This is a genomic window from Stenotrophomonas sp. (assembly GCF_032099025.1).
GTDB lineage: Bacteria > Pseudomonadota > Gammaproteobacteria > Xanthomonadales > Xanthomonadaceae > Stenotrophomonas.
Window position 1 is genome coordinate 85,931 of sequence record NZ_DAMCID010000003.1, and the last position, 23,075, is coordinate 109,005.

Annotated in this window: 23 protein-coding genes and 1 tRNA gene; 14 read left to right on the forward strand and 10 right to left on the reverse strand. The window is 68.0% G+C overall.

Features of this window, described 5'->3' with window-relative positions; all coding sequences use genetic code 11:
• Positions 1–158: 158 nt before the first annotated feature.
• From RT456_RS03655 to RT456_RS03670, 4 genes are all read left to right on the forward strand, one after another.
• On the forward strand, positions 159–683 hold the full coding sequence (locus tag RT456_RS03655) for a hypothetical protein (RefSeq protein WP_313342641.1): 525 nt from the start codon (positions 159–161) through the stop codon (positions 681–683).
• Positions 684–775: 92 nt separating this feature from the next.
• Entirely contained in the window at positions 776–1,990 is a 1,215-nt protein-coding gene (locus tag RT456_RS03660; RefSeq protein WP_313342644.1) for a hypothetical protein, read from the forward strand.
• Positions 1,987–4,188 (forward strand): hypothetical protein, encoded by a 2,202-nt coding sequence (locus RT456_RS03665; protein WP_313342647.1) that lies wholly within the window; start codon positions 1,987–1,989, stop codon positions 4,186–4,188. Before RT456_RS03660 ends, RT456_RS03665 begins: the two co-directional genes overlap by 4 nt.
• Before the next feature lie 112 nt (positions 4,189–4,300).
• Complete coding sequence (locus RT456_RS03670; protein WP_313342650.1) at positions 4,301–5,326, forward strand: aminoglycoside phosphotransferase family protein; 1,026 nt, start codon at positions 4,301–4,303, stop codon at positions 5,324–5,326.
• A gap of 7 nt (positions 5,327–5,333) precedes the next feature.
• Here RT456_RS03670 and RT456_RS03675 read toward each other — a convergent pair whose 3' ends face one another.
• The 9 genes from RT456_RS03675 to RT456_RS03715 form a co-directional block, all read right to left on the reverse strand.
• On the reverse strand, positions 5,334–6,641 hold the full coding sequence (locus RT456_RS03675; RefSeq protein WP_313342653.1) for a HipA domain-containing protein: 1,308 nt from the start codon (positions 6,639–6,641) through the stop codon (positions 5,334–5,336).
• A complete protein-coding gene (locus RT456_RS03680) occupies positions 6,638–6,985 on the reverse strand; it encodes a helix-turn-helix transcriptional regulator (protein ID WP_313342655.1) in 348 nt (115 codons plus the stop codon). Before RT456_RS03680 ends, RT456_RS03675 begins: the two co-directional genes overlap by 4 nt.
• Before the next feature lie 145 nt (positions 6,986–7,130).
• Positions 7,131–8,018: a DMT family transporter gene (locus RT456_RS03685; RefSeq protein ID WP_313342905.1), complete on the reverse strand. Its 888-nt coding sequence runs from the start codon at positions 8,016–8,018 to the stop codon at positions 7,131–7,133.
• A 32-nt stretch (positions 8,019–8,050) separates the two neighbouring features.
• On the reverse strand, positions 8,051–9,100 hold the full coding sequence (murB, locus tag RT456_RS03690; protein ID WP_313342658.1) for a UDP-N-acetylmuramate dehydrogenase: 1,050 nt from the start codon (positions 9,098–9,100) through the stop codon (positions 8,051–8,053).
• Positions 9,097–10,152, reverse strand: a complete 1,056-nt coding sequence (locus tag RT456_RS03695) for a quinone-dependent dihydroorotate dehydrogenase (RefSeq protein WP_313342660.1) — start codon at positions 10,150–10,152, stop codon at positions 9,097–9,099. The genes murB and RT456_RS03695 overlap by 4 nt, the downstream gene beginning before the upstream one ends.
• Positions 10,153–10,161: 9 nt before the next feature.
• Entirely contained in the window at positions 10,162–10,932 is a 771-nt protein-coding gene (locus RT456_RS03700) for a class I SAM-dependent methyltransferase (protein ID WP_313342662.1), read from the reverse strand.
• A gap of 7 nt (positions 10,933–10,939) precedes the next feature.
• On the reverse strand, positions 10,940–11,224 hold the full coding sequence (locus RT456_RS03705; protein ID WP_313342664.1) for a DUF4190 domain-containing protein: 285 nt from the start codon (positions 11,222–11,224) through the stop codon (positions 10,940–10,942).
• 97 nt (positions 11,225–11,321) lie between these two features.
• Complete coding sequence (locus RT456_RS03710) at positions 11,322–12,146, reverse strand: SDR family oxidoreductase (protein WP_313342907.1); 825 nt, start codon at positions 12,144–12,146, stop codon at positions 11,322–11,324.
• A complete protein-coding gene (locus RT456_RS03715) occupies positions 12,146–13,678 on the reverse strand; it encodes an aldehyde dehydrogenase family protein (protein WP_313342666.1) in 1,533 nt (510 codons plus the stop codon). Before RT456_RS03715 ends, RT456_RS03710 begins: the two co-directional genes overlap by 1 nt.
• A gap of 205 nt (positions 13,679–13,883) precedes the next feature.
• Here RT456_RS03715 and kdsA point away from each other — a divergent pair, with 205 nt between their 5' ends.
• From kdsA to RT456_RS03745, 6 genes are all read left to right on the forward strand, one after another.
• The gene (gene kdsA / locus RT456_RS03720; protein WP_313342669.1) at positions 13,884–14,729 is read left to right on the forward strand and encodes a 3-deoxy-8-phosphooctulonate synthase; all 846 of its coding nucleotides are present in this window, start codon (positions 13,884–13,886) and stop codon (positions 14,727–14,729) included.
• 122 nt (positions 14,730–14,851) lie between these two features.
• Positions 14,852–14,928, forward strand: a tRNA-Arg gene (locus RT456_RS03725).
• 115 nt (positions 14,929–15,043) lie between these two features.
• Positions 15,044–15,316 carry a DUF2845 domain-containing protein gene (locus tag RT456_RS03730; RefSeq protein ID WP_313342671.1) on the forward strand — a complete coding sequence of 91 codons (273 nt, stop codon included), beginning with the start codon at positions 15,044–15,046 and terminating at the stop codon, positions 15,314–15,316.
• A gap of 125 nt (positions 15,317–15,441) precedes the next feature.
• A complete protein-coding gene (locus RT456_RS03735) occupies positions 15,442–15,663 on the forward strand; it encodes a hypothetical protein (RefSeq protein ID WP_313342673.1) in 222 nt (73 codons plus the stop codon).
• 218 nt (positions 15,664–15,881) lie between these two features.
• Positions 15,882–16,331, forward strand: a complete 450-nt coding sequence (locus RT456_RS03740; RefSeq protein WP_313342676.1) for a PA2169 family four-helix-bundle protein — start codon at positions 15,882–15,884, stop codon at positions 16,329–16,331.
• A 158-nt stretch (positions 16,332–16,489) separates the two neighbouring features.
• Entirely contained in the window at positions 16,490–16,777 is a 288-nt protein-coding gene (locus RT456_RS03745; RefSeq protein WP_313342678.1) for a hypothetical protein, read from the forward strand.
• A gap of 15 nt (positions 16,778–16,792) precedes the next feature.
• Here the strand turns inward: RT456_RS03745 and RT456_RS03750 are convergent, their stop codons facing one another.
• Positions 16,793–17,269: a GNAT family N-acetyltransferase gene (locus RT456_RS03750; protein WP_313342680.1), complete on the reverse strand. Its 477-nt coding sequence runs from the start codon at positions 17,267–17,269 to the stop codon at positions 16,793–16,795.
• 228 nt (positions 17,270–17,497) lie between these two features.
• Here RT456_RS03750 and RT456_RS03755 point away from each other — a divergent pair, with 228 nt between their 5' ends.
• The 4 genes from RT456_RS03755 to RT456_RS03770 all read left to right on the forward strand — a co-directional run bounded on the left by RT456_RS03755 (position 17,498) and on the right by RT456_RS03770 (position 23,053).
• Positions 17,498–18,226, forward strand: coding sequence for an AraC family transcriptional regulator (locus RT456_RS03755; protein WP_313342682.1), 729 nt, complete (start codon positions 17,498–17,500; stop codon positions 18,224–18,226).
• 73 nt (positions 18,227–18,299) lie between these two features.
• Positions 18,300–19,247, forward strand: coding sequence for a DMT family transporter (locus RT456_RS03760; protein WP_313342683.1), 948 nt, complete (start codon positions 18,300–18,302; stop codon positions 19,245–19,247).
• Positions 19,248–19,598: 351 nt separating this feature from the next.
• Complete coding sequence (thrA, locus tag RT456_RS03765; RefSeq protein WP_313342686.1) at positions 19,599–22,121, forward strand: bifunctional aspartate kinase/homoserine dehydrogenase I; 2,523 nt, start codon at positions 19,599–19,601, stop codon at positions 22,119–22,121.
• Complete coding sequence (locus RT456_RS03770; RefSeq protein WP_313342689.1) at positions 22,118–23,053, forward strand: homoserine kinase; 936 nt, start codon at positions 22,118–22,120, stop codon at positions 23,051–23,053. Before thrA ends, RT456_RS03770 begins: the two co-directional genes overlap by 4 nt.
• Positions 23,054–23,075: the final 22 nt, after the last annotated feature.

Here is a 23,075-nt window from a genome sequence, read left to right on the forward strand (position 1 = left end):
ACCGGACGACCCGCGGGTTGACGCATCGTCAACCGGCGCACCGTGCGACTTGACGGGGTGCTGGTTCAACGCACCTCGCGCTTTCCCCACACTGGTTTCCGAGGTCGCGGCGCACCTGCCGCCGACCACCACACACCAGTACCGGGGAAAACCAGCACATGATCAGCATTCCTGTTTCAGACACGTCACACGCCCGCCTGTCCCGCGCTTCGCGCTGGGTGTGCTGCATCGGCTATGCCGTGCTCGCCGTGATCTTCGCGTCGTCGGCGCTCAGCGGTCACCGCCAGGCCGAAGCGATTCTCAAGGATGCGGTGACCGTGCAGGCGCCGGTGCAGGTCGACCATATCGAAGAAAAGCGCCGCAAAGGCCGCGTCTCTTACCAGTACCATTTCCGCTACGACTTCGAGGTCAATGGCGTGGCGCACACGGGCGAGTTCTCCACGTCCGAAGACAACGCCACCCCTTACCTGGGTGAGGAGCCGTACGTAGCCGTGGCCTATTCCCGTGCCGACCCGTCGCAGTTCGATCGCCTGGAGCGGCTGGAAAGCCAGAAGGGGCTGGGAGCGGTACTGGGCCGCGTGGTGGTGGCCCTGGGCATGCTGGCCCTCCTGGTCTTCGTCGTGCACCTGCTGCTGACCCGCAAGTTGTTCGTGCGGCAGACCCCTGCCGCCTCCGCGGCCTGAGCGGGAGCGCGGGCGTGGAGCGTGCGTACGAGGTTGACAGCCGATCCGGCCACGGTAGGGTGTGCGACTCTCTTCCGTTCTGGTCGTTTCCCATGCCTGCCCCGGAGTTCGCGGACCTGCTGTCTCGACACATGCGGCGGATCCGCGCCAGCGCAGGTGGAGTAGCCGCTGAAATCGGGATCAGCCGCGAGGCCGTCAACAACTGGCGGGCGGGAACCTCCCGGCCCAGCCGGCGGCACCGCGACCGGGTGCTGGCCTGCGCCAACTACCTGCGCCTGACCGAGACCGAATGCAATGCGCTGCTGCAGTCGGTGGGTTTCGAGCCGGAGTTTCCGGTGGAACCTGAAGGGGGTTTGCCCATCGCCGAGGCCGTCACCGCTGGCAACGTGCCGGCCACGGTGACACGGCTGTTCGACCGCCTGCAGGCGCTGCGACCTTACCCGGTGAGCCTGCTGCTGACCCAGGCGCATTGGGGGCAGCCGCCCGAACGCGAGGCGATCCTGGCCGAGGCAACCGCACGCTACGGCCAGGAGCGGGTGTTGCACCTGCAGCCGCCGTTCCGCGCGGGCGAGGGCGATCAGGACTACTTCGCGCTGCTGGCGGCGCAGTGCGGGCTGGAAGGGGTGACGTCGGACGCCGGCTTCGAAATGGCGCTGGCGCGGCGGTTGCAGCAGCCGGGTGCACTGTTCTGTCTGGTGAGCCGCTTCGAACAGGGCGCGGCCGGTCCGCGCGATGTCCTGGCCGGTATCCTGCGCAGCCTCAGCGAGATGTACAGCGGCAAGCTGCACCTGCTGATCTGCGGCGGCGCGGCGCTGGCCGATCTTAAATATCAAGGCGGCGATCTGTCGCTGCTCAATATCGCGGCCAGCGAAAGCTGGCCCGAGCTTGGGCTGGACGACCTGCGTCGTAGTGCCCCCGGCATTGCCGACGACACCCTGGCGCGCGCGCTGGATCTTTCCGGTGGCCATCCGCTGCTGGCCCAGGCCGCGCTGGTGCTGCTGGCCGACGCGGCGCTGGACGACGAAGCGGTGATCGAAGCGCTGTCGACGCATCCACGCCTGTGGGAATCGCTGTTGCCGATGCTGCGCGAGCCAACGGCCCGCGCAGCAGTACGGGGCTGGCTGGAGCGATCGCCGATCGCGCCCGCGCGCCCGTACCTGATGGACCCGCTGCTGCGACAGTTGTACTGGAGCAACCTGCTGGCACCGCGTGCCCGTGCGAACGGGGTAGGGCTGGAATGGCGCTGCGAGGCGATACGACGAGCCGTACGCCAGGTAATCGACGGTCTGGAGGCGCTGCCGGCATGAGTGCGCCTGCCCGCATCTCGGCGCGCCTTGGCTTGCAGCTGGTGCTGGTCGCCGGACTGGCCTGGTTCGTGGGCAGCTTTCTGTTCGTGCCTTGGCTCAACCCCGTGCAGCTGTGGCGGATGAAGCGCGATGGTGAAAGCATGATGCTCATGCAGCGCGCCAACATCGACATGATGTTCCTTCGCGAGGAGGCGTTGTCGTACTGGTTGCAGCACGAAACCTGGCCGGACCATGTCAGCGTGCCCGGCGTGCACGATCCTGCGGAAACGCTGGTGGAGGCTGAACTGCCCGCACCGAACGTGCTGCGCCTGCGCTTCACCGACCGCTTCCCCGCCAGCAGCGGACTGCGCGGTACCGTGATCGAGCAGACGCTGGAGCCGCGCACCCAGTACTGGCGATGCGTGCCGGGCGACCCCGCGCCGCCGTCACGCTGGTTGCCGGCGAACTGCCATGCGCAGGCGCCGTGGACGGTGGTCCAGTGGTTGTCGATGCTGCTCGGGCTGGCGGCGCTGGGGCTGGCTGCGTTGGGCCTGCTCTGGTACCGGGTACGGCCGGCGGTGGCCGAGATCGTGCGCGAGCCGCGGCAGTTGTTCGTACAGCCGCTGGAAGGCTTGCCGGCCATCGACCGCCAGCTGGGCTGGTTGCGGCTGCGCGATCGGGTGCTGGCCGGTGCTGGCGTGGCCACGGTGCGTTGGGGCGAGGCGCTGCGCCATCTCCAGGCAACGCCGACCACGCGCGCGCTGCAGTTGGCCGCGCGCATCGGAGCGGTCGATGCCCCTGCACGTGAGTGGGCATTGACCGGGCTGGTGCGTGAGTGGACCTTGCCAGGCAACCTGCCGCTGGCGCTGGAACGGCTCTGGCTGTACCAACCGGATCCCGCGATGACCGGCGACGCCATCGTGCAGCAGCTGCGTGGCATGCCCAATGGCCAGGACGTGGTGCTGGTGGTCAGCCCGTCGCTGGCGGTCGAGCCTGCGCTGGCGGCCTACGCCGACGACCCGGCCAACCTGTGCGTGTGCCTGGACCAGGTCGCGCAGACCCGCTGGCTGCTGCAGCCCGGCGCGCTGGATGGGCTGGCCGGGCTGTTGGCGCGCCAGTTGAAGGTAACCCGGATATCGCCGTACCAGACCCACGGCGGCATCACCCGTCCCGCGGCATTCTTCGGGCGCGAATCGTTGCTGGCGCGCGTGCTCAATCGCGAGCCGGGCAACTACCTGCTGGTGGGTGGGCGGCAGCTTGGCAAGACCAGCCTGATGAAGGCGATTGAACGCCGCTTCGCCGGCCATCCGCGCGTGCACTGCGTGTACCTGTCGTTGCGTGATCATCGCCTCACCGTGCGACTTGCACTGGAGCTGGGCTTGGCCGAAGACACCGGGATCGATGCCCTGGTGGCAGCGCTGTCGGCACGCGCGGAAGGGCGCGGCGTGCTGCTGCTCATCGACGAGACCGACCTGTTCCTGCGTGCCGAGGCGGCGCAGGGCTATCCGCAACTGGCAGCGCTGCGCGCGCTGAGCGAAGAGGGCCGCTGCCACTTCATGCTCGCCGGGTTCTGGGATCTGTACGAAGCGGTCACCCTGGACTTTGCCTCGCCGCTACGCAACTTCGGCGAGGTCATCCATGTGGGGGGACTGGAGGAAGATGCCTGCCAGGCGCTGGCAACCGAGCCGATGGCGCGGCTTGGCGTGCATTTCGCCAGTCCCGATCTCCCGCAGCGGCTGGTGGCCGCATGCGGCCGGCGGGCCAACCTGGTGGCCATCGTGTGCCAGCAGCTGCTGGCCCAGCTGGGCCGTGGCCAGCGGGTGATCGACGCCACGCAGGTACATGCCGCGCTGGTGTCCGAGCCCGTGTTCGATGCGCTGGCCGGCTGGGCGCGGCTCAGTCCCGATCCGGTGGCCTGCCGGATCGACCGCATCGTGGTGTACCAGGTCGCCTGCGCGCAGCTGCGTGGCAGTGGCGAGCGCGGCATCCCGCTGGTGGAGCTGCTGGCCGCCTTCGATGGCGCGGGCGTCGTACTGGATCCGGAGCAGCTGCGGCGCGCGCTGGCGCGGCTGCAGCTGGCGTATGTGGTCCGTCGCGATGCGGACGGGTTGCCCTATGTGTTCGCGGTACCGGTCTTCACCACCCAGTTCCAGTTGGAAGAAGTGCAGGCGCTGCTGCAGCGCGAGCTGCAGGCGCTGGCGACGACGACGCTTCACTGACGTAATCCACCTGGCTGCAGGCGTCATCTGCGCATCTTCGTGACGCTTTGCCCAGTGTGTGTGCATGCGATTCTGAGATAGTGGCGCGATGTTCGTGCGCCATGGCGGAGTAATGCTGCATCCACAGGAATTGTCTTCGTTGCAGATTGGCGCGGTGCTGGCCCAGGCCTATGGCGTGCGCGCCCACCACGTGGTGCAGCGGCCGGCCGGTGCCGATGCCGGCGCCACGGTCTACCAGGTGACCGCCGAGGACGGCACGCGCTGGTGGCTGAAGTGCCGGCGCTATGCGGTGGGCGATGCGGTCTGGAACGTGCTGCAGCACCTTCGAGGTTCGCTGGGACCGGCCGATGTGAGCGCGCCGCAGTCCACCTTCGCCGGTGCACCGGCGGTCCAGGCCGACGGGTTGCAGTGGACGCTGTTCGCCTACGTCGAAGGTCAGTCGGGTTTCGAGGCAGCGTTGTCGCAGGCACAGTGGCATCGTCTGGGCCAGGTGCTGCGCCGCGTGCATGAAACCGTGCTGCCCGCGGAGCTGGCCACGGGCCTGGCGCAACCTGGGTTTGATGACGACACCGCCGTGGAGCGGGTAGGGGCGTGGCTGCAGCGCGGCGACGGCCAATGGCCGTTGCTGGATGGGCTGGCCGAAGACTACCTGCGCGCTTGGCGCCGGCACCGCCCGCGCATCGCCGAAGTGCTGCAGCGCTGCGTGGCGCTGCGCGGACAGCTGTCCGGGCAACCCTGGTCGCGCGTGCTCTGTCATGGCGACCTGCACGCAGGCAACCTGCTGCTGCGCGACGATGGCGGGCTGTGCCTGATCGACTGGGACGACATGCTGCTGGCGCCACGTGAGCGCGACCTGATGTTCATCGGTGCCGCCGTGGGCGGGCGTTGGGGCCGCGACGATCCGCCGGGTTTCCACGAGGGCTACGGTGCGTTGGCAGTCGATCCCGCGCGCCTGGCGTACTACCGCCATTGGCGCATCCTGCATGACCTGCAGGAGTTCCATGACCTGCTGCTCGAGCCCGGCGCGGCGGCGCGGCCGCCCAGCCAGCGTCGGCAGGCGCTGCGCTACATGGACGAGCAGTTCGCGCCGGGGAACGTGGTTGACGCCGCCACCCGCAGCTGGGCCGACTTGGCCTAGCCCTTGTTCAACGCAGGTCGGTGCGCAGGGTGGCGCCGATCTGGTCGCGCCAGGCAGCGTCCACGCCCGCGCTGTCGGCGAACCCTGGCCACTGCAGTACGCTGGCGCGCACCTGCTCGATGATGTCGCGCGCACGGCTGGCATTGATCGATGCGGTCGCGGCGCAGGCGGCCAGGTCGTCCAGCCCGAAGCCTTCGCGCTTGCCGTTGATGGACATCTGATGGCGCGCGGTCCAGTCGCCGTCCGGGTTGTAAGCCCAGGTGATATCGAACGCCGGCGACAGCGACCAGCGGCCCTGGCGGTCCATCAGGTAGGCGATGTTCTTGACGTGGTCGTCCTGGTTGCGACCGATCACGTTGAAGACCATGCGCCGGTACTGCTCCTCCAGCTGCGCCATCGGCAGGCGCAGCTGACGCATCACCAGCAGCGCCTGTTCGTAGGACCACGCGTCGGGGGTGTTGAAATCGAAGTGCGCCATCGCCGCCAGCGACTGCATGTGCTGCTTGCCACCCTGCGCGTCGCGATCGAAGCGGCGCGTCATGAAGTGGCGCCGGCCCCCTTCCTCCAGCAGGCGGCAATCGCTGATGGTGATGCCGGCCGCCCGTGCCATCTGGAAGTACGCGTATTCGACCGCGCCATAGCCCTTGGGGTCGGCCAGCTCCTTGTCGCGGTTGTTGCGCACGCCATCGAACTTGAGCAGCCAGTAGCCGAACGCCGGTGCGGCGGTGGACTGACCCGAGCGTACCTCACCGGTGGCTTCATTCCAGGCGATGACCGCCTTGGCCCTCGCGCCGCCGGCGGAGGTGCCCACGCGCAGGATGTCGCGCAGGGCGTCGGCGCGTGTTTCATCGCCGAACGAGCCACGCAGGTCGTGGCGGTGGCTGAGCACCTCGCCGGCCAACGCCACCAGGGCGTCGATCTGGATCTTGTGCGCGGTTCGCACGCGGGGTCCATGCACCGGGGCGAACTCCAGTGCCCCCATGCCACGACTGCCGGTGTAGCACAGTCGTTCGACCGCATTGAAACTGTCCGGGGTACGGCCCTGCGTGGCCAGCCAGGCATTGATCAGGGTGTTGCCGTACTTGTCCGGCAGTGCGTCGGCCAGCAGTCCGGGCAGGCCGTGGAAGCTGGTGGGGTTCAGCGCCGGGAAACTGAAGACCTGGCCGGCTGCCAGCGGCATGGTCAAGGGCGCCAGCTCGATGCCGGAGCGGGCGAAGTCCGCGTCGTAGGCGAAGGTGGCCACGCGATCACCTTCGGCCAGGTTGACCGCGCCGATACGGCTGCCCCACAGGCGGACTTCTGCGGTGGTGTTCACTGCTCATCGCCCCAGGTCCAGGGCCGCGCGGCGGGTTCGGCAACCCCCGGCCGGGCACGCTGGCGCGGTTGGCCGCGGCGTTCGAGCAGATCGATCGGGCTCGGGCCGTCGGCCGGCAGCAGGACCTCCAGTGCATCCAGCCGTTCCAGTGCGCGCAGGCAGCGGATCAGGTTGGTCAGCTGTCCCGGCGTGCCGTCTTCCAGGCGTTGCACGGTGCGCTTGGAAACTCCGGCGGCATTGGCCAGCTGTTCCTGGGTGGAGCCGCGCGCCAGGCGCAGGCGCGCCAGGCGTTGGCCCAGCTCCAGCAAAACGGCGTCATCAGTGCTCAGGTTCGATATGTTCATAAGGTGACCCTCCTGGCACCTTATGTCTCATAACGAACACATTGTGTCAAGAATGGCGCTTTACGACATTGGTATTGAACAGCCATAAAGCGTCAATATTGGCCATTAATAGCCAGAAATCCTATTAAATGGCCAAGATTGGCGTTTACTCGCCCGGCTTTGCGCCTGCAGTGGCCGCTTCCGACGCGGCGCGGCGTACCAGAACCGCCTCGCGATGGGCGATGTACGCATTGGCGGCCAGGATGATGCCGGCGCCGATCACCGTCCAGCGATCCAGCTGTTCATCGAAGAGCAGCCAGCCCAGCAGGCTGACCAGCGGCAGCTGCATGAAGCTGATCGGGGTCAACGCGGACACCTCGCCAAGCCGGAGTGCACGCGTCCACAGCAGCTGCCCCAGCGTCCCCAGCACGCCGGTGGCGGCCAGCCACAGCCAGGCCATGCCGCTGGGCTGGACCCAGCCGAACAACGCCGGCACCAGGGACAGGGGCACCCAGAACACGTAGGTGTAGAACACCACGGTGTCGGCGCCGTCCACACGGGTGAGCTGCTTGATCTGGATGGCCACCAGCGAACTGAGCACGGCTGCCAGCACGGCCACCAGCGCCCCCGGGCTGAACGTGGCCGCCCCCGGGCGCACGATGATCAATACCCCGATGAAACCGCACACGACCGCCGCCCAGCGTCGCACCCGCACGGTCTCGCCGAGGAACAGCACGGCGGCGATGGTGACGAACAACGGGGTGGAATAGGACAGCGAGATCGCCTGCGACATCGGCAGGTGGCCGATCGCCCAGAACGCGCACAGCATCGAGGCCAGCCCGATCAGGCTGCGCACGAAGTAGCGCGGCAGCTGCTGCGTGCGGAACGGCGAGCTGCCCGGCCGGAACAGCACCGGCAGCAGCGCCAGCAACCCGAACGCGTTGCGGAAGAAGGCCACTTCCTGGGTGGGCACATACCGGGTGGCATAGCGGATGGCCACGGCCATCAACCCGAATGCCAGTGTGCTGCCAAGCATCAGCAGCGCCGCGCGCATCGGCGTCGGCGCGGGCAACGCAAGCGGTGGGTTCACCACTGCGCGCCGATCAGGCGCGGCTCCGGTTCGATCGGTACCCCGAACTTCTCCAGCACGGAGGCGGAGATGCGGCGCGCCAGCGCCAGCAGTTCGGCACCGCTGGCAGTGCCATGGTTGACCAGGACCAGCGCATGGCTGGGCGCCACGCCGGCATCGCCGTCGCGGAAGCCCTTCCAGCCGCACGCTTCGATCATCCACGCGGCCGACAGCTTGCGTCGGTTGTCCTGGTCGGCGGGATACACCGGCAGGTCGGGGAAGTGCTGCTGCAGCACCTCCACCTGTTCCAGCGGCAGGATCGGATTCTTGAAGAAACTGCCGGCGTTGCCGAGCACGTCCGGGTCGGGCAGTTTGCGGCGCCGGATGGCGATCACCGCGTTGGCCACGTCGGCGGCCACCGGCAGTTCCACGCCCATCGCCTGCATTTCCTCGGCAATGCCCGCATACCCCAGGCGCAGGTCGTGCAGCAGCGGCAGGCGCAATTCGATGGCCGTGATCAGGTAACGGTCCGGGGCGTGCTTGAACACGCTGTCGCGGTAACCGAATGCACAGGCCTCGGCGTCGAACCGCACCCATTCGCCGGTGTCACGATCCCAGGCGTCCACCGCCTGGATGAACTCGTCGACCTGGACGCCGTACGCGCCGATGTTCTGGATCGGCGCCGCGCCGCACGTGCCGGGAATCAGGGCCAGGTTTTCCAGCCCGGACAGGCCGTTCTGCAGCGACCACATCACCAGGCCGTGCCAGCTCACGCCGGCGCCCGCGCGCACCACCGTGTGGTCGGCGCGGTGTTCCAGTTCCTCGATGTCGCGGTTGGCGAATACCAGCACGGTGCCGGGCACGTCGTCGGCGATGAGCACGTTGCTGCCGCTGCCCAGTACCAGCAGCGGGGTGCCGGCCACCTGGGGCAGGGCCAGCACATCCGGCAGCAGGGACGGGTCGTGCAGCTCGAGCAGCTGCGCGGCGTTGGCGTCGACGTGGAAGGTGTTGAGGTCCTTCAGCGAGGCGTTTTCAGTCAGGATCCAGGCGGGCATTGCGGTACTCATAGGGGAGCCACCGCGCCGCGGCTGGGGGCTTCGCGGCGGCGGCGGATTGCTTCGACGCAGTCATGCACGAGGGCCGGGCCGCGGAAGATCAGCCCGCTGTAGCACTGCACCAGTGCAGCGCCGGCGGCCATCTTGGCGACGGCGTCGGCACCGGACTGGATACCGCCAACGCCGATCAGCGGCATGGATTCGGGAAGGCGCGCGCGCAGGCGGCGCAGCACCAGGGTGGACTGGCCCAGCAGCGGCGCGCCGGACAGGCCGCCGGCTTCTCCGGCCAGCGGATCGTTGGCCACCGCACTGCGGTCGATGGTGGTGTTGGTGGCAATCACGCCGTCCACCTTCAACTCGCCCAGGACGCGCGCGGCCGCGTCGATGTCGCGGTCGCTGAGGTCCGGCGCCACCTTGACCAGCATCGGTACGCGCTTGCCGTGTTGGGCCGCAAGCGCCTCCTGGCTGTCGCGCAGTTGCGAGATCAGCTGGCGCAACGCCGTCTCTTCCTGCAGTTCACGCAGGCCGGCGGTGTTGGGCGAGGAGATGTTGACGGTGATGTAGTCGGCCAGCGGGTACACCTTCTGCAGGCAGTGCTGGTAATCGTCGAACGCCTGTTCGTTGGGGGTGTCCTTGTTCTTGCCGATGTTGATCCCGAGCAGCCCGCCGCGACGCTTGGAGCGCTCAACATTGCGCACCAGCGCATCCACGCCCAGGTTGTTGAAGCCCATGCGGTTGATGATGGCCTGGTGCGATGGCAGCCGGAACAGACGCGGTTTGGCATTCCCTTCCTGCGGGCGTGGCGTGACGGTGCCGATCTCGACAAAGCCAAAGCCCAGCGCGAACAGTGCATCGATGTGCTCGCCGTTCTTGTCCAGTCCGGCGGCCAGGCCGACCGGATTGGGGAAAGTCAGGCCGAACGCATTGGTGGGCAGCGGGGCAGGGCGTCGTGCCACCAGCGGCGTGGTGCCGGTGCGGTAGGCGAGCTCGAGCGCACTCAGGCCCAGGCCATGCGCGCGCTCGGCATCCAGGGAAAACAGGAAGGGTCGTGCAAGCGAGTACATGGCGTCCGGTCAGTCCAGCGTGCCGATGAAGGCACGGGTGTGGTATTCAAAAGCGATCCTGCCGTCCACCGCATGCGCGTCGAACAGCTGCTGCAGCGCCTCCAGCATCGGCGCATGGCGCGGATGTCCCGGAGGCGGTGCGTAGGAGGAGGACAGCAGGCGGCCGCGCAGGCCGTCGGCGTCCATCCACTGGGTGTTGGGAAACTGGGCAATGCCGCGCAGGCCGGCGCCGAACCACGCGCGCATGGTGTCATCGTCCTGGTAGCGCTCGGCCACCTCGGTGTAGTCGGTGCCGAATTCCAGCAGCAGCTGTTCGTAGCCGATCAGGAACGGCGAGGCATCCAGCAGGCGCGAGTTCCAGAACACCAGCGCCAGGCCGCCCGGGTGCAGGATGCGCGCCCATTCCTGGCGCACTGCCGCGGTGTCGAACCAGTGGAACGCCTGTGCCGCTGTGACCAGGCCGACGCTGTCATCGGCCAGGGTGGTCGCCTCGGCGGTGCCATCCACGAGTTTCAGGCGCAGGTATTCCTTGGCCAGCAGGGCCTCTGCCGCATCGCGCATGGCCGCATTGGGTTCCACCGCGATCACCGGATGGCCGCTGGCCAGGAACAGCCGCGTGGAAATACCGGTACCGGCACCGATATCGGCCACCAGGGTTTCGGTCGCCACGCCAATCTCGCGATGCACCCAGTCCAGCAGCGCCGGCGGATAGTCGGGCCGGTAGCGGACGTAATCCGCGACACGGTTGCTGAAACGTTCGGTTGCGTCCGATCCGCTCATGGGCACCTCACGATTGCAGGGAAACGAACCAGGCCAGGCCACCGAAGAACATCACGATGGCCAGCAGCGCCAGCAGGCTGCCGATCACCACCACCCAGCCCATGATCAGGCCGGCCAATGCCAGGCCGTCGCCTTCCAGTTCATGCGGGCGGCGGCGGATCTCGGCGCGGGCCATGTGCCCGGTGAAGATCGCCACCACGCTGCCCAGGAACGGCAGGGCGGTCCAGCCCAGGATGCCGGCGATCAGGCTGATCAGCGCCATGGCGCTGGTTTGACGGGGGGGCAGGTTCATCGGGTCCTCCGTTGCGGGCTGCTCATGATAGAGCGTATAGGTCGGTTTGGCCCACCGGCGCTTCCGGCGCCGGATCGGCCCGGCAGCGGAGGAGCCCTCATCCCATCAGCACCTGTCCGCCATCGACGTTCAAGGTGTGCCCGGTGATCCAGCGCGCCAGCGGCGAGCACAGGAACAGCGCGGCATTGGCAATTTCCTGCGGCTCGCCGAACCGGCCGAACGGGATTTTGGCCAGCGTGCCGTGGTACAGCGCCGGGTCCTGCTCGCGTCGGCGTGCCCACAGCCCGTCCTCGAACTCGATCGAGCCGGGGGCAATGGCGTTCACCCGGATACGGTGCGGGGCCAGTGCCAGTGCCTGCGAGGTGGTGTAGTGCATCAGCGCCGCCTTGGCCGCGCCGTAGGGGGCGGCGCCGGGGCGCGGTTGCTGGGCGGCAATCGAGGCCAGGTTGAGGATGCAGGCATCCTTCGACTGCGTCAGCCAGGGCAGGGCGAGCCGGGAGGCGCGCACCGCTGACATGAGATCGACGCCGAGGCTGGCGTCCCAGCCGGCCTCATCGTCGGTCATCCCGTAGCCGGTGGCATTGTTGATCAGCACATCGATGCCACCCAGCGCGTCGGCCGCCTGGGTCAACCAGTGTTCGATATCGTCCAGGCGCGAAAGGTCGGCGACGCAGGTGTGCAGCGGCTGTCCCTGTGCAGTGGCGTCATCGCTCAGCGCGGCCAGGCCGGCTGCGCCGCGTGCGCACACCGAGACACGCGCACCCGCAGCGGCAAAGGCGAGTGCCATGGCCCGGCCAATGCCCTTGCTGCCACCGGCCACCAGCACCCGGCGCCCGCTGAAATCGAGGGTGGGGCGGCGCAATGCCGCCTCACCCGATGGGTGCCGACCGTGGGTCGGCAGTGCCTCGTCCGCTTCGACCATCACAGGTCGAACTTGATGCCCTGTGCCAGCGGCAGCGAGTCGGAGTAGTTGATGGTGTTGGTCTGGCGGCGCATGTAGACCTTCCATGCATCCGAGCCGGACTCGCGACCACCGCCGGTGTCCTTCTCGCCACCGAACGCACCGCCGATCTCGGCGCCGGAGGTGCCGATGTTGACGTTGGCGATGCCGCAGTCCGAACCGGCCGCCGACAGGAAGCGTTCGGCGGTCTTCAGGTTGGTGGTGAAGATCGACGAGGACAGGCCCTGCGGCACGCCGTTCTGCAGGTCGATGGCTTCGTCCAGCGTGCTGTACTTCATGACGTACAGGATCGGCGCGAAGGTTTCGTGCTGCACCACTTCGTCGCTGTTCTTCAGGCCGGTCACGATCGCCGGCAGCACGAAGTTGCCGGCGCGGTCGATGCGCGTGCCGCCGGTTTCAATGGTGCCGCCGCTGGCCTTGGCCTTCTCGATGGAGGCCAGGAACTGCTGCACGGCGTGGTCGCTGTTGAGCGGGCCCATCAGGTTGGCCGGGTCGGTCGGATCGCCGATCTTGCCTTCCACCTGCTTGTACGCCTTGATCAGCGTGGCCAGCACGTCGTCGTAGACCGATGCGTGCACGATCAGGCGGCGCGTGGTGGTGCAGCGCTGGCCGGCGGTGCCGACCGCACCGAACACGATGCCGGGGATGGCCAGCTTCAGATCGGCGGTTTCGTCCAGGATGATGGCGTTGTTGCCGCCCAGTTCCAGCAGGCAGCGGCCCAGTCGGTGGGCCACTTTTTCGGCGACCTGGCGGCCGACCTGGGTCGAACCGGTGAAGCTGATCAGCGGCACGCGCTTGTCGGCCACCATCTTCTGCGACAGCTCGGTGCCGGCATCGTTGATCAGGAAGAAGATGTCCGGGAAACCGGCGCCGCGCAGGGCGTCGTTGCAGATCTTCATCGACGCGATCGCGGTCAGCGGGGTCTTGTTGGACGGCTTCCACAGGCACACATCGCCGCAGATCGCGGCCAGGAACGAATTCCAGGCCCACACCGCCACCGGGAAGTTGAACGCGCTGATGATGCCGACCAGGCCCAGCGGCTGGTACTGCTCGTACATGCGGTGGCCCGGGCGCTCGGAGTGCATGGTGTAGCCGTACAGCATGCGGCTCTGGCCCACGGCGAAGTCGGCGATGTCGATCATCTCCTGCACTTCGCCATCGCCCTCGGGCTTGCTCTTGCCCATTTCCAGCGCGACCAGCGAACCCAGCGCATCCTTGTGGGCGCGCAGCGCTTCGCCGCACAGGCGCACGGCTTCGCCACGGCGCGGTGCCGGGGTGGTACGCCAGACCTTGAAGGCGTCCTGGGCGCGCGCCACGATGGTTTCGTAGTCGGCGTCGGTGGTGGCGTACACCTGGGCGATGGCCTCACCGGTGGTCGGATTGACCGGGGTGATCACACCGGCGTCGGTGGCCGTGGACCACTCGCCGTTGCCGAGGTAGGTGCCAGCGTTGGTCGCGTCGAGGCCGAGCGCCTTGAGCAGGTCAGAGGACATGCAAACTCCTGTTGCGAATCAAAAAAGGGTGCAGCCGCTGGCAGGGTGGGGGTGCGGCATGCAGAACGCCAATTCTACCCCGTCACGGTTCGCCGGTACCGCACAACGGTCGGCACCTGCCGGTGGTGGCGTCCGACCGTGGGTCGGGCGGGGGCCGCCGCCAACCCGCTAGAATGGCCACCATTGTTCGCCCCCAGGAATCTGAATGAACGTTACCGTTGCAGAAGGTGTGGTCGTCGGGAACCGTCTCCCGTTCGTGCTGTTTGGTGGCCTGAACGTGCTCGAAGATCTGGATTCGACCCTGCGTGCGGCCGAGCACTTCACCACGGTGACCGGCAAGCTGGGCATTCCCTATGTCTTCAAGGCGTCGTTCGACAAGGCCAACCGCTCGTCGATCAGTTCGTACCGTGGCGTGGGTCTGGACGAAGGGCTGCGCATCTTCGAAGAGGTCAAGCGTCGTTTCGGCATTCCGGTGATCACCGACGTGCACGAAGTCGCCCAGGCCGCGCCGGTGGCCGAAGTGGTCGACGTGCTGCAGATTCCGGCCTTCCTGGCCCGCCAGACCGACCTGGTCAAGGCCATCGCCGAAACCGGCCGTGCGGTCAACATCAAGAAGCCGCAGTTCCTGAGCCCCACGCAGATCAAGCACATCGTGTCCAAGATCCGCGAAGCGGGCAACGAGAACATCATCCTGTGTGAGCGCGGCTCGCAGTTCGGCTACGACAATCTGGTCGTGGACATGCTGGGCTTCCGCGAAATGATCGAATCCACCGGCGGCCTGCCGGCGATCTTCGATGTCACCCACAGCCTGCAGCGACGCGACGCCGGCAGCGAAGCCTCCGGTGGCCGCCGCCGCCAGGTGGCCGAACTGGCCCGTTCGGGCATGGCGCTGGGCCTGGCCGGCCTGTTCCTGGAAGCGCACCGCGACCCGGACCACGCCCGCTGCGACGGCCCCAGCGCCCTCCCGCTGAGCGCGCTGGAGCCGTTCCTGACCCAGATCAAGGCGCTGGACGAGCTGGTCAAGGGCTTCCCGGAACTGGACATCCGCTGAGCCGGGACGTGCCGCAACGGCGGAATCGGCCTTGGTCCGTTCGCCGAATGTAGGTATCCTTCACGGCTGCACCCATGCAATGTGGGTGCGGCCAGGGATCCGGCCATGCCGGACCCGCACTTGGCCCCGTAGCTCAGCTGGATAGAGCGTCCCCCTCCTAAGGGGAAGGTCGCCCGTTCGAATCGGGCCGGGGTCACCACATCCGCGCTACTCCTTCTGGCTTGCGCCGAGTGCCACCCGCTCACATGCGCAGCACCTGCCCCCTGTGGCAAAGTTGCTGGGCGGGATACCCACCCATGATGAAGGAGAGGGCGATGAACAGGACTTTGTCGGCGTTGGTGCTCTGCCTGGCCGCCGGTGCGGCGATGGCGGGCGGCAGCGTGCGGTTTGGCAACCAGCTGGTGAACTCCGGCGACTCGGCGGGCAAGGTGACGCAGGTGGCGGGCAAGCCGGACCGGGTCATCCAGTTGGAAAGCGAATACAGCGGCAATATTGGCGAACGCTGGGAGTACTACCAGCAGCGCAAGACGATCCAGGTGACGTTCCGTGAGGGAAGGGTCACCGACGTGCGTGAACTCTTCAACTGAGTGCGTCACCGTGCGCCGCCTGGCTGCCCTTGGCGCAGCGGGCAGCCGGGTCTGACGGATGCATTGGCAAAGTGTTTACTTCTCTCGTGCGACGGTCCTGATTACACACGTTCAGGAGTGCATGCATGTCAGTCCATTTTTCCTCCGCATCGATGATCCATGCAGCCGGGCAGGTGCCGCCACCCGGCCCAGTACCCGAGGCACCGCCCACACCGGTGGAAGCACCGCCTGCGCAGGATCCGCCGGTGCAGGATCCGCCTCGCGAAGTGCCGCCCGAACGCGATCCACCGCCGGCGGAGCCGCCGCTGGAGGCGCCGGTTCCCCCGCGCGAACCGGTGCAGGAGTGAGTGCACTCCACGACGCACGATGCGCATCGTTTACGTGATGCGATGCTCGTGCGAACTGCACCGTGACGCGGAAAACACTCGCTGCAGACACGGTTTTTTCACGCCTCACACATCGCTTAACGGTCCGCTGCGGAGGTCACGCCGACTTCATTCCCGATGCGGAAAGGTGGGGTCACCCAAGCACGGGCAATCCAATGAATTACCAGGAGTAGACAACAGTGAGCACCGAATCGAATACCGCCCACAGCCTCAATGACCTGATCGAAATCGCCCGCGACGGCAAGGACTTCTACACCGAAGCCGCCGGCAAGGTGAAGGATGCCGAGCTGTCCGCACTGTTCACCCGCATCGCGGGCGTCAAGGCCGACATCGTCAATTCGCTTAGCAGCACCGTGCTGGCTGCCGGTGGCAAGCCTGCCGAACACGGCACGATGGTGGGTTCCATGCAGCAGTTCTACGGCAAGGTGCGCGCCACCCTGGGCGACACGCAGTACGGCTACGTGGCCGAACTGGAAGAGTCCGAGGATCGCCTGCTGAAGGCGTTCAAGGACACGCTGACCGACAGCGACACCTCGCCGGCGGCGCGTCAGGAAGTCACCCGACTGCTGCCGATCGTGCAGGAAACGCATGAAGTGATGCGCACCCGCAAGCATGCACTGAAGCATTGATCACCACGGCGACGTCCGCGTCGCCGACGGGCAGGTCAGCAAGCGCCCCGGTTCAGCCGGGGCGTTTGCGTATCAACGCCCCGCGCGATTCCAGACCCCGGCGTACGGCGCCTCGGGATATGGTGCATACTCGGTCACAGGTAGGGTTGGGATTCGTCATGGAACACATGCGTTGGCTTACGCTTCGTCTTGGCAACAACCAGTCCATTGGACCCAAGGTGCTGTTGGACCTGTGGTCGAACGCGTGCGAGACCAACCAGTCGTCGGTCACGCGTGACAACCAGGCCGGTCGCTCCACCTCATACGCACTGCATGCGCCCACGTCGCTGGCGTATCCCAAGCGTGCCGAACTGCGCATGCGCAAGCTGCTGGAAGAAGCCGGCTACACGTTTACGCTGGGCTCGCTGGCCGATCGTCCGGCACCGCAGCCCGTGCGATTCCGCTGAGCGCGGGCGCAGCCTTCACTCGGCGGCGGACAGCGTCCGCTGCATGATCCGCACCGGCACGCCACTCGCGTGCATCTGCATTTCAAGGGGTTTCCAGCCCAGCCGTCGATACAGGCCGCCGTCGTTCCGTTCGGTCTGCAGGTAGACGTCGCGTACGCCGAAGGCGCGTCCGCGTGCCATCAGATCCTCGATCAGCCGCGCGGCCAGCCCTTGGCCACGCTGTGACTGGTCCACGTAGACGCCGCCCAGCCAATGCAGGCGTTCAGGGCGCTCGGTGCGCTCGTGGAACTTGAGCTGCGCGGCGGCGACCGGTTCATGGTCGTGCACCGCCAACAGCAGCAGCGGCAGCTCGTCCTGCTGAAGGAAGACTTCAAGCCGCACCTGCTCGTCGTCCAGGGTCATGCCGGGCACATGTCGGCCCCACGTGTCGAAGTACCAGCGCGCCACCTGCGGCAGCAGACGCGGTGCTTCACTGAGTGCAATGAACTGCATGTCGGCTCCCGGAAGCGGAACAGCGCGACGACCCGCAGCAGGGACGCGGATCAGGGGGAAGGGGCGGGTCCGCTCTGTGCCGCCAATGGCGGGCAGACGGGGGCCAGGGCCAGCAGCGCGGACGGGCGCAAACGCAGGCGGCGGGCCGAATTTTTGATGTACGTCACAGTGCGCACTCCCTGCTGACAGGACACGGCCGACTATAGCACCGGCTACCATGGGCTCGACATGAGTGCACCCGCCTTCAACCTTCGCCGCTACGGCCCGTCGTCGGACGTGGATCGCCACGACTTCGCGCAATGGGTCATTCCCGTGCGCGGAGAGCTTGCGTTCGAGCTCGACGGACACGGCGCACGACTGGACGGGTTGCAGGGTGCGTTCGTGGCTCCTGCCGCAGGCCACGCGCAGTCGGCCGGCGAGGACGACCGGTTCCTGATCGTCGACTGTCCGGCCACGCTGATCGACGATGACACCCTGGCGCGGTTGCAGCGCCAGCCGCTGCTTGCGCTGCCCGCCGCCGTGCGTGCCATGGCGCAGTGCGTGGCAGGGCTGGCGCCTGCGCGCATCCATGGGGATGTCGTGCAGCGCGAACTTCCGGCGTTGTTGCAGGCATTTTCGCTGGCCGGTAGTTCCACCCGCCTGCAGGCGGTGTGCGCACGCATCGCGCAGTCCCCCGGGCAGGCGTGGCCGGTGGAGCGCATTGCCAGCGAGGTGGGGGTGAGCAGCAGCCGGCTGCACGTGCTGTTCCGTGAGGCCTTTTCGCTCACTCCGCAGGCCTGGCTCAGTGCGAGCCGGTTGCGCTGGGCGCGGGGTCGGCTGGCGGATACGGGGCTGTCCATCGCCGACATCGCGCAGCACGCCGGATACTCCGAGCAGAGTGCGCTGACCCGGGCACTGCGCCGCGACTGGGGCATGACGCCCGCCGAGTACCGACGCCGCTACCGCCCCGCGCAGTAGCCTGGGTCAAGATCGGCGCGATGTCCGCGCCTACACTGGCGCGGTCTTTCCGCTGCTGGATGCGTGCTCGCAGATGAATCGTTCGATGGGAGTCGGAATCGCCAACGGCATCGCCGCCGGTGCGTTGTGGGGTGTGGTCTTCCTGGCACCGGCGATGCTGGTGCAGTTCAGTGCCGTGCAGTTGTCGGCGGGCCGCTACCTGGTCTACGGGCTGATTGCCGTGGTGCTGCTGGCACCGCGCTGGCGTGAACTGCGCCAGCGCATCGGCAGTGCCGAATGGCGGGGGCTGCTGTGGCTGAGCCTGGCAGGCAACCTGGTGTACTTCGTGCTGCTGGCCAATGCGGTGCAGTGGGCCGGTGGCGCGGCGGCGTCGCTGATCGTGGGTTTGATCCCGGTGGTGGTGACCGTGGCGGGCGCGCGCGAGGAGGGCGCGGTGCCGCTGCGCCGGCTTGCTCCGGCGTTGGCGCTGTGCCTGCTCGGGGTCGGGCTGGTGGGCTACGAAGCGCTGCAGGCGGGACATGCGCAGGGCTCGGCGAGCCGCCGCGTGCTGGGTCTGCTGTGTGCGGTCGGCGCGCTGCTGTCGTGGGCGCTGTACTCGATTGGCAACAGTCGCTGGCTGGCGCGGCGGCCTGACCTGAGTGGCCACGACTGGTCGCTGCTCACCGGGGTGACCACCGGAGCGCTGGCCCTGCTGCTGGTGCCGAGTGCGTTCGTCATGTCTCGCGCTGTGCATCCCCCCATCGACTGGATGTGGTTCTGGGCGACCAGCGCCGGCGTGGCGGTGGTGGCATCGGTGCTGGGCAACGCCTGCTGGAACCGCGCCAGCCGCAACCTGCCGCTGACCCTGACGGGGCAGATGATCGTGTTCGAGACGCTGTTCGCGCTGCTCTACGGCTTCGCCTGGCAGCGACGCTGGCCGACGTTGATGGAGACGCTCGCGATCCTCTGCCTGGTCTCGGGGGTGCTGCTGTGCGCCCACGCGCACCGCCCGCCACGGGCGGTGGCCGAGCACGTCGGCTGATGGCGTTGCCGCGCCTGGATAGTCACATTCGCAACTTTTTTGCCGACGTTCCACGCTGATCGACGCCGGCGGGTTTTTGCACTGCAGCACTTGACAGGCGGGGGTGCGGCGTAGTTTTCTTGACCCATGGTCCTTCCCGCCGCCACCGCCACGCTGCGCTCCACCGCCTCTTCGGGCGGCACGCACGTGTCTGGCCTCGGCATCGGTACCACCACCATTACCACCGTCACCACTCGCCCGGTGCGGCCCGTCGTCTTCGCGTAATTTCCGAAAACAACGGCCCCGCACCAGACCAGGTGGCGGGGACTCTCCTTCCATCTGACTGACGCGGGGCCTCGAATCGAGGTCAGCATGTCTTCTGTCGCCGCTTCACCCGATGCCGCCGCATCGCCAGGCTCTTCCTCCCCGCTGCGGGCCGCCACGGCCACCATCGTGCACAAGTTCGGCGGCACCTCTGTCGCCGACGCGGACCGCTACCGTCACGTGGCGCAGCTGCTGCTGGCCCGCGACGAGGCCGTGCAGGTCACCGTGGTGTCGGCGATGAAGGGCGTGACCGACGCGTTGATCGCCCTGGCCGAGCGGGCGTCGCTGGATGCGCCGCAATGGCGCGATGACTGGCATGCGCTGCGGGCCCGGCACCGCGGTGCCGCAGTGGCGCTGCTTGGCGAACATGCCGGCGCCACCGTCGAATGGCTGGATGCGCGCTTCGACCAGCTGTCCGATGTGCTGGCGGCACTGGCGGTGATCGGCGAGCTGCCCAGCGAGGTGCTCGACCGCGTGCAGGGCCTGGGCGAGGTCTACTCGGCACAGTTGCTGGGACAGTACCTGCAGAGCGTGGGCGACGACTGCGCGGTGCTCGACGCGCGCGATGTACTCGTGGTGGACCGTGGCGAGCTCGGTGTGGACGTCGACTGGGCGCAGAGCGCGCAACGCCTCGCGGAGTGGCGGGAGCGCCACCCCCAGGCCCGCGTGGTCGCCACCGGGTTCGTCGCCCGCGACCGCCGCAACCGCGTGACCACGCTGGGCCGCAACGGCAGTGATTACTCCGGTGCGATCTTCGCCGCGCTGTTCCATGCCGATGAACTGCATATCTGGACCGATGTGGACGGTGTGCTGTCGGCCGACCCGCGGGTGGTGCCCGAAGCGGTCCAGCTGGACGCGCTCAGCTATGACGAAGCCTGCGAGCTGGCGTATTTCGGCGCCAAGGTCGTGCACCCGCAGACCATGTCACCGGCCATCGAGCGCGGCCTGCCGATCATCATCCGCAATACCTTCCGCCCCGATCATCCCGGCACGCGGATCACGGCCGAGCGGACCACGTCCGGCCCCATCAAAGGCCTCACGCTGAGCCCGGACCTGGCCCTGCTGAACCTGGAGGGCACGGGCCTGATCGGCGTGCCCGGTACCGCCGAACGGGTGTTCGCGGCGCTGCGCAACGCGCATGTGTCGGTGGTGATGATCTCGCAGGGCTCGTCGGAACATTCGATCTGCTGCGTGGTGCCGCAGGCCGTGGCGCGGCAGGCGCGTGATGCCCTGCTGCAGGCCTTCGCGCATGAGCTGGGCCTGGGCCAGGTGCAGCGCGTGCAACTCACCGACAACGTGAGCGTGCTCGCGGCGGTGGGCGATGGCATGGCCGGGCAGCCCGGCGTGGCCGCGCGGCTGTTCGAATCGCTGGGACGGGCGCAGGTGAACATCCTGGCGATCGCGCAGGGTTCATCGGAGCGCAACATCTCCGTGGCGGTCGACAGCGGGCATGCGACCAAGGCACTGCGCGCGGCGCATGCCGGCTTCTGGCTGTCGCCGCAGACGTTCTCCGTTGGGGTGATCGGCCCGGGCAATGTCGGGGCGGCGCTGCTGGACCAGCTGCTGGCCGCGCAGCCCACGTTGCTGACGCGCGCGAACGTGGATCTGCGCCTGCGTGCGGTCGCATCGCGCAGCCGCATGCGGCTGGATGCACGCGGCGTGCAGGGCGACTGGCGCGCCGCATTGGCCGGGCAGGCGCAGGCGACCGACCTGGATGCATTCACCGAACACCTGCTGTCCGCGCATCTGCCGCATGCACTGATCGTGGATTGCAGCGGCAGTGCCGACGTGGCCGACCGCTACGCGGCCTGGTTGCAGGCAGGCATCCACGTGGTGACCCCGAACAAGCAGGCCGGTGCCGGCCCGTTGCCGCGCTACCACGCGATCCGCGACGCGGCGGCCGCCAGCGGCGCGCGCTTCCGCTATGAGGCGACGGTGGGTGCGGGCCTGCCGGTGATCACCACCCTGCGCGATCTGGTCGATACCGGTGACGAGGTGCTGGCCATCGACGGCATCTTCTCCGGCACGTTGGCCTGGCTGTTCAACAAATATGACGGTGAGGTGCCATTCTCGCAGCTGGTCGCGCAGGCGCGTGGCATGGGCTATACCGAGCCGGATCCGCGCGACGATCTGTCGGGCGTGGATGTCGCGCGCAAGCTGGTGATCCTGGCGCGTGAGGCCGGGCGCGAGCTGAGCCTGGAGCAGGTGTCGGTGGAGAGCTTGGTACCAGAGGCGCTGCGCGATGCCAGTGTCGATGACTTCATGGGCGGCCTGGATGCCGTGGATGCGGTGTTTGCCGAGCGCCTGGCGCAGGCGCGTTCGCGTGGTGCGGTGCTGCGCTACGTGGCGCGTCTGTCGGCGGATGCGGCGCAGGTCGGGCTGGTCGAGTTGCCGGCCAGCCATGCCTTCGCGAATCTGCGCCTCACCGACAACGTGGTGCAGTTCACCACGCGCCGCTATTGCGATAATCCGCTGGTGGTGCAGGGACCGGGGGCGGGACCGGAAGTGACGGCCGCCGGCGTGTTCGCCGATGTGCTGCGGGTCGCCGCCGGTGAGGGAGCGCGTCTGTGAGTGAGGCCGGTCATATCACCGCCGCGCGCGCATTCTCGCCGGCATCGGTCGGCAACGCCGCCGTGGGGTTCGACATCCTGGGCCACGCCATCGCCGGTGTTGGCGATACGGTCACGGTGCGACGCATCGCGTCGCCGCAGGTACGCATCGTGGCGATCCGCGGCACCACCGTGGACCTGCCGCTGGACGCGGCCGACAACACGGCGGGCGCGGCCTTGATCGCGCTCCGCGAGGCACTGGCGTTGCCGTTCGGCTTCGAGCTGGAGATCGACAAGGGCATCGCGCTGGGCTCGGGCATGGGCGGTTCGGCGGCGTCGTGCGTGGCCGCACTGATCGCGGCCAACGCGCTGCTCGACACCCCGTTGCCGCGTGAGGCGCTGTATCCGTTCGCGCTGACCGGCGAGGCCGTGGCCAGCGGCGGGCGCCACGGCGACAACCTGGGGCCGATGCTGCTCGGCGGGCTGGTCCTGAGCACCGCCGACCGGCTGGTGCGCATTCCGGTACCGTCGGCCTGGCACAGCCTGCTGGTGCACCCGGAGGCGGTGCTGGAAACGCGGCGCGCCCGAGCCGCACTGCAGGGCAGCTACGCGCTGTCCGCGTTCGTCGAGCAGAGCGCGAACCTGGCGCTGGTATTGAGCGGCTGCTTCAGCGGCGATGCGGCGCTGGTACGTGCCGGTCTGCGCGACGTGCTGGTGGAGCCGCGTCGCGCCGGGCTGATCGTAGGCTTCGATGCGGCGCGCGACGCCGCGCTCGCGGCCGGCGCGATGGGCGCCAGTATTTCCGGCGCCGGGCCCAGTGTATTCGCGTGGTTCGACAGCCAGGCCGCCGCGCAGGCCGCGCAGGCGGGTGTGCAGCAGGCCTTTGCCCGGGCCGGTTTCGACAGCCAGGCCTGGGTGTCGCCGTTGGATGCGCCCGGCGCGCAATTGTTGTGAGTGCGGTTTCCCCTCATCTGCC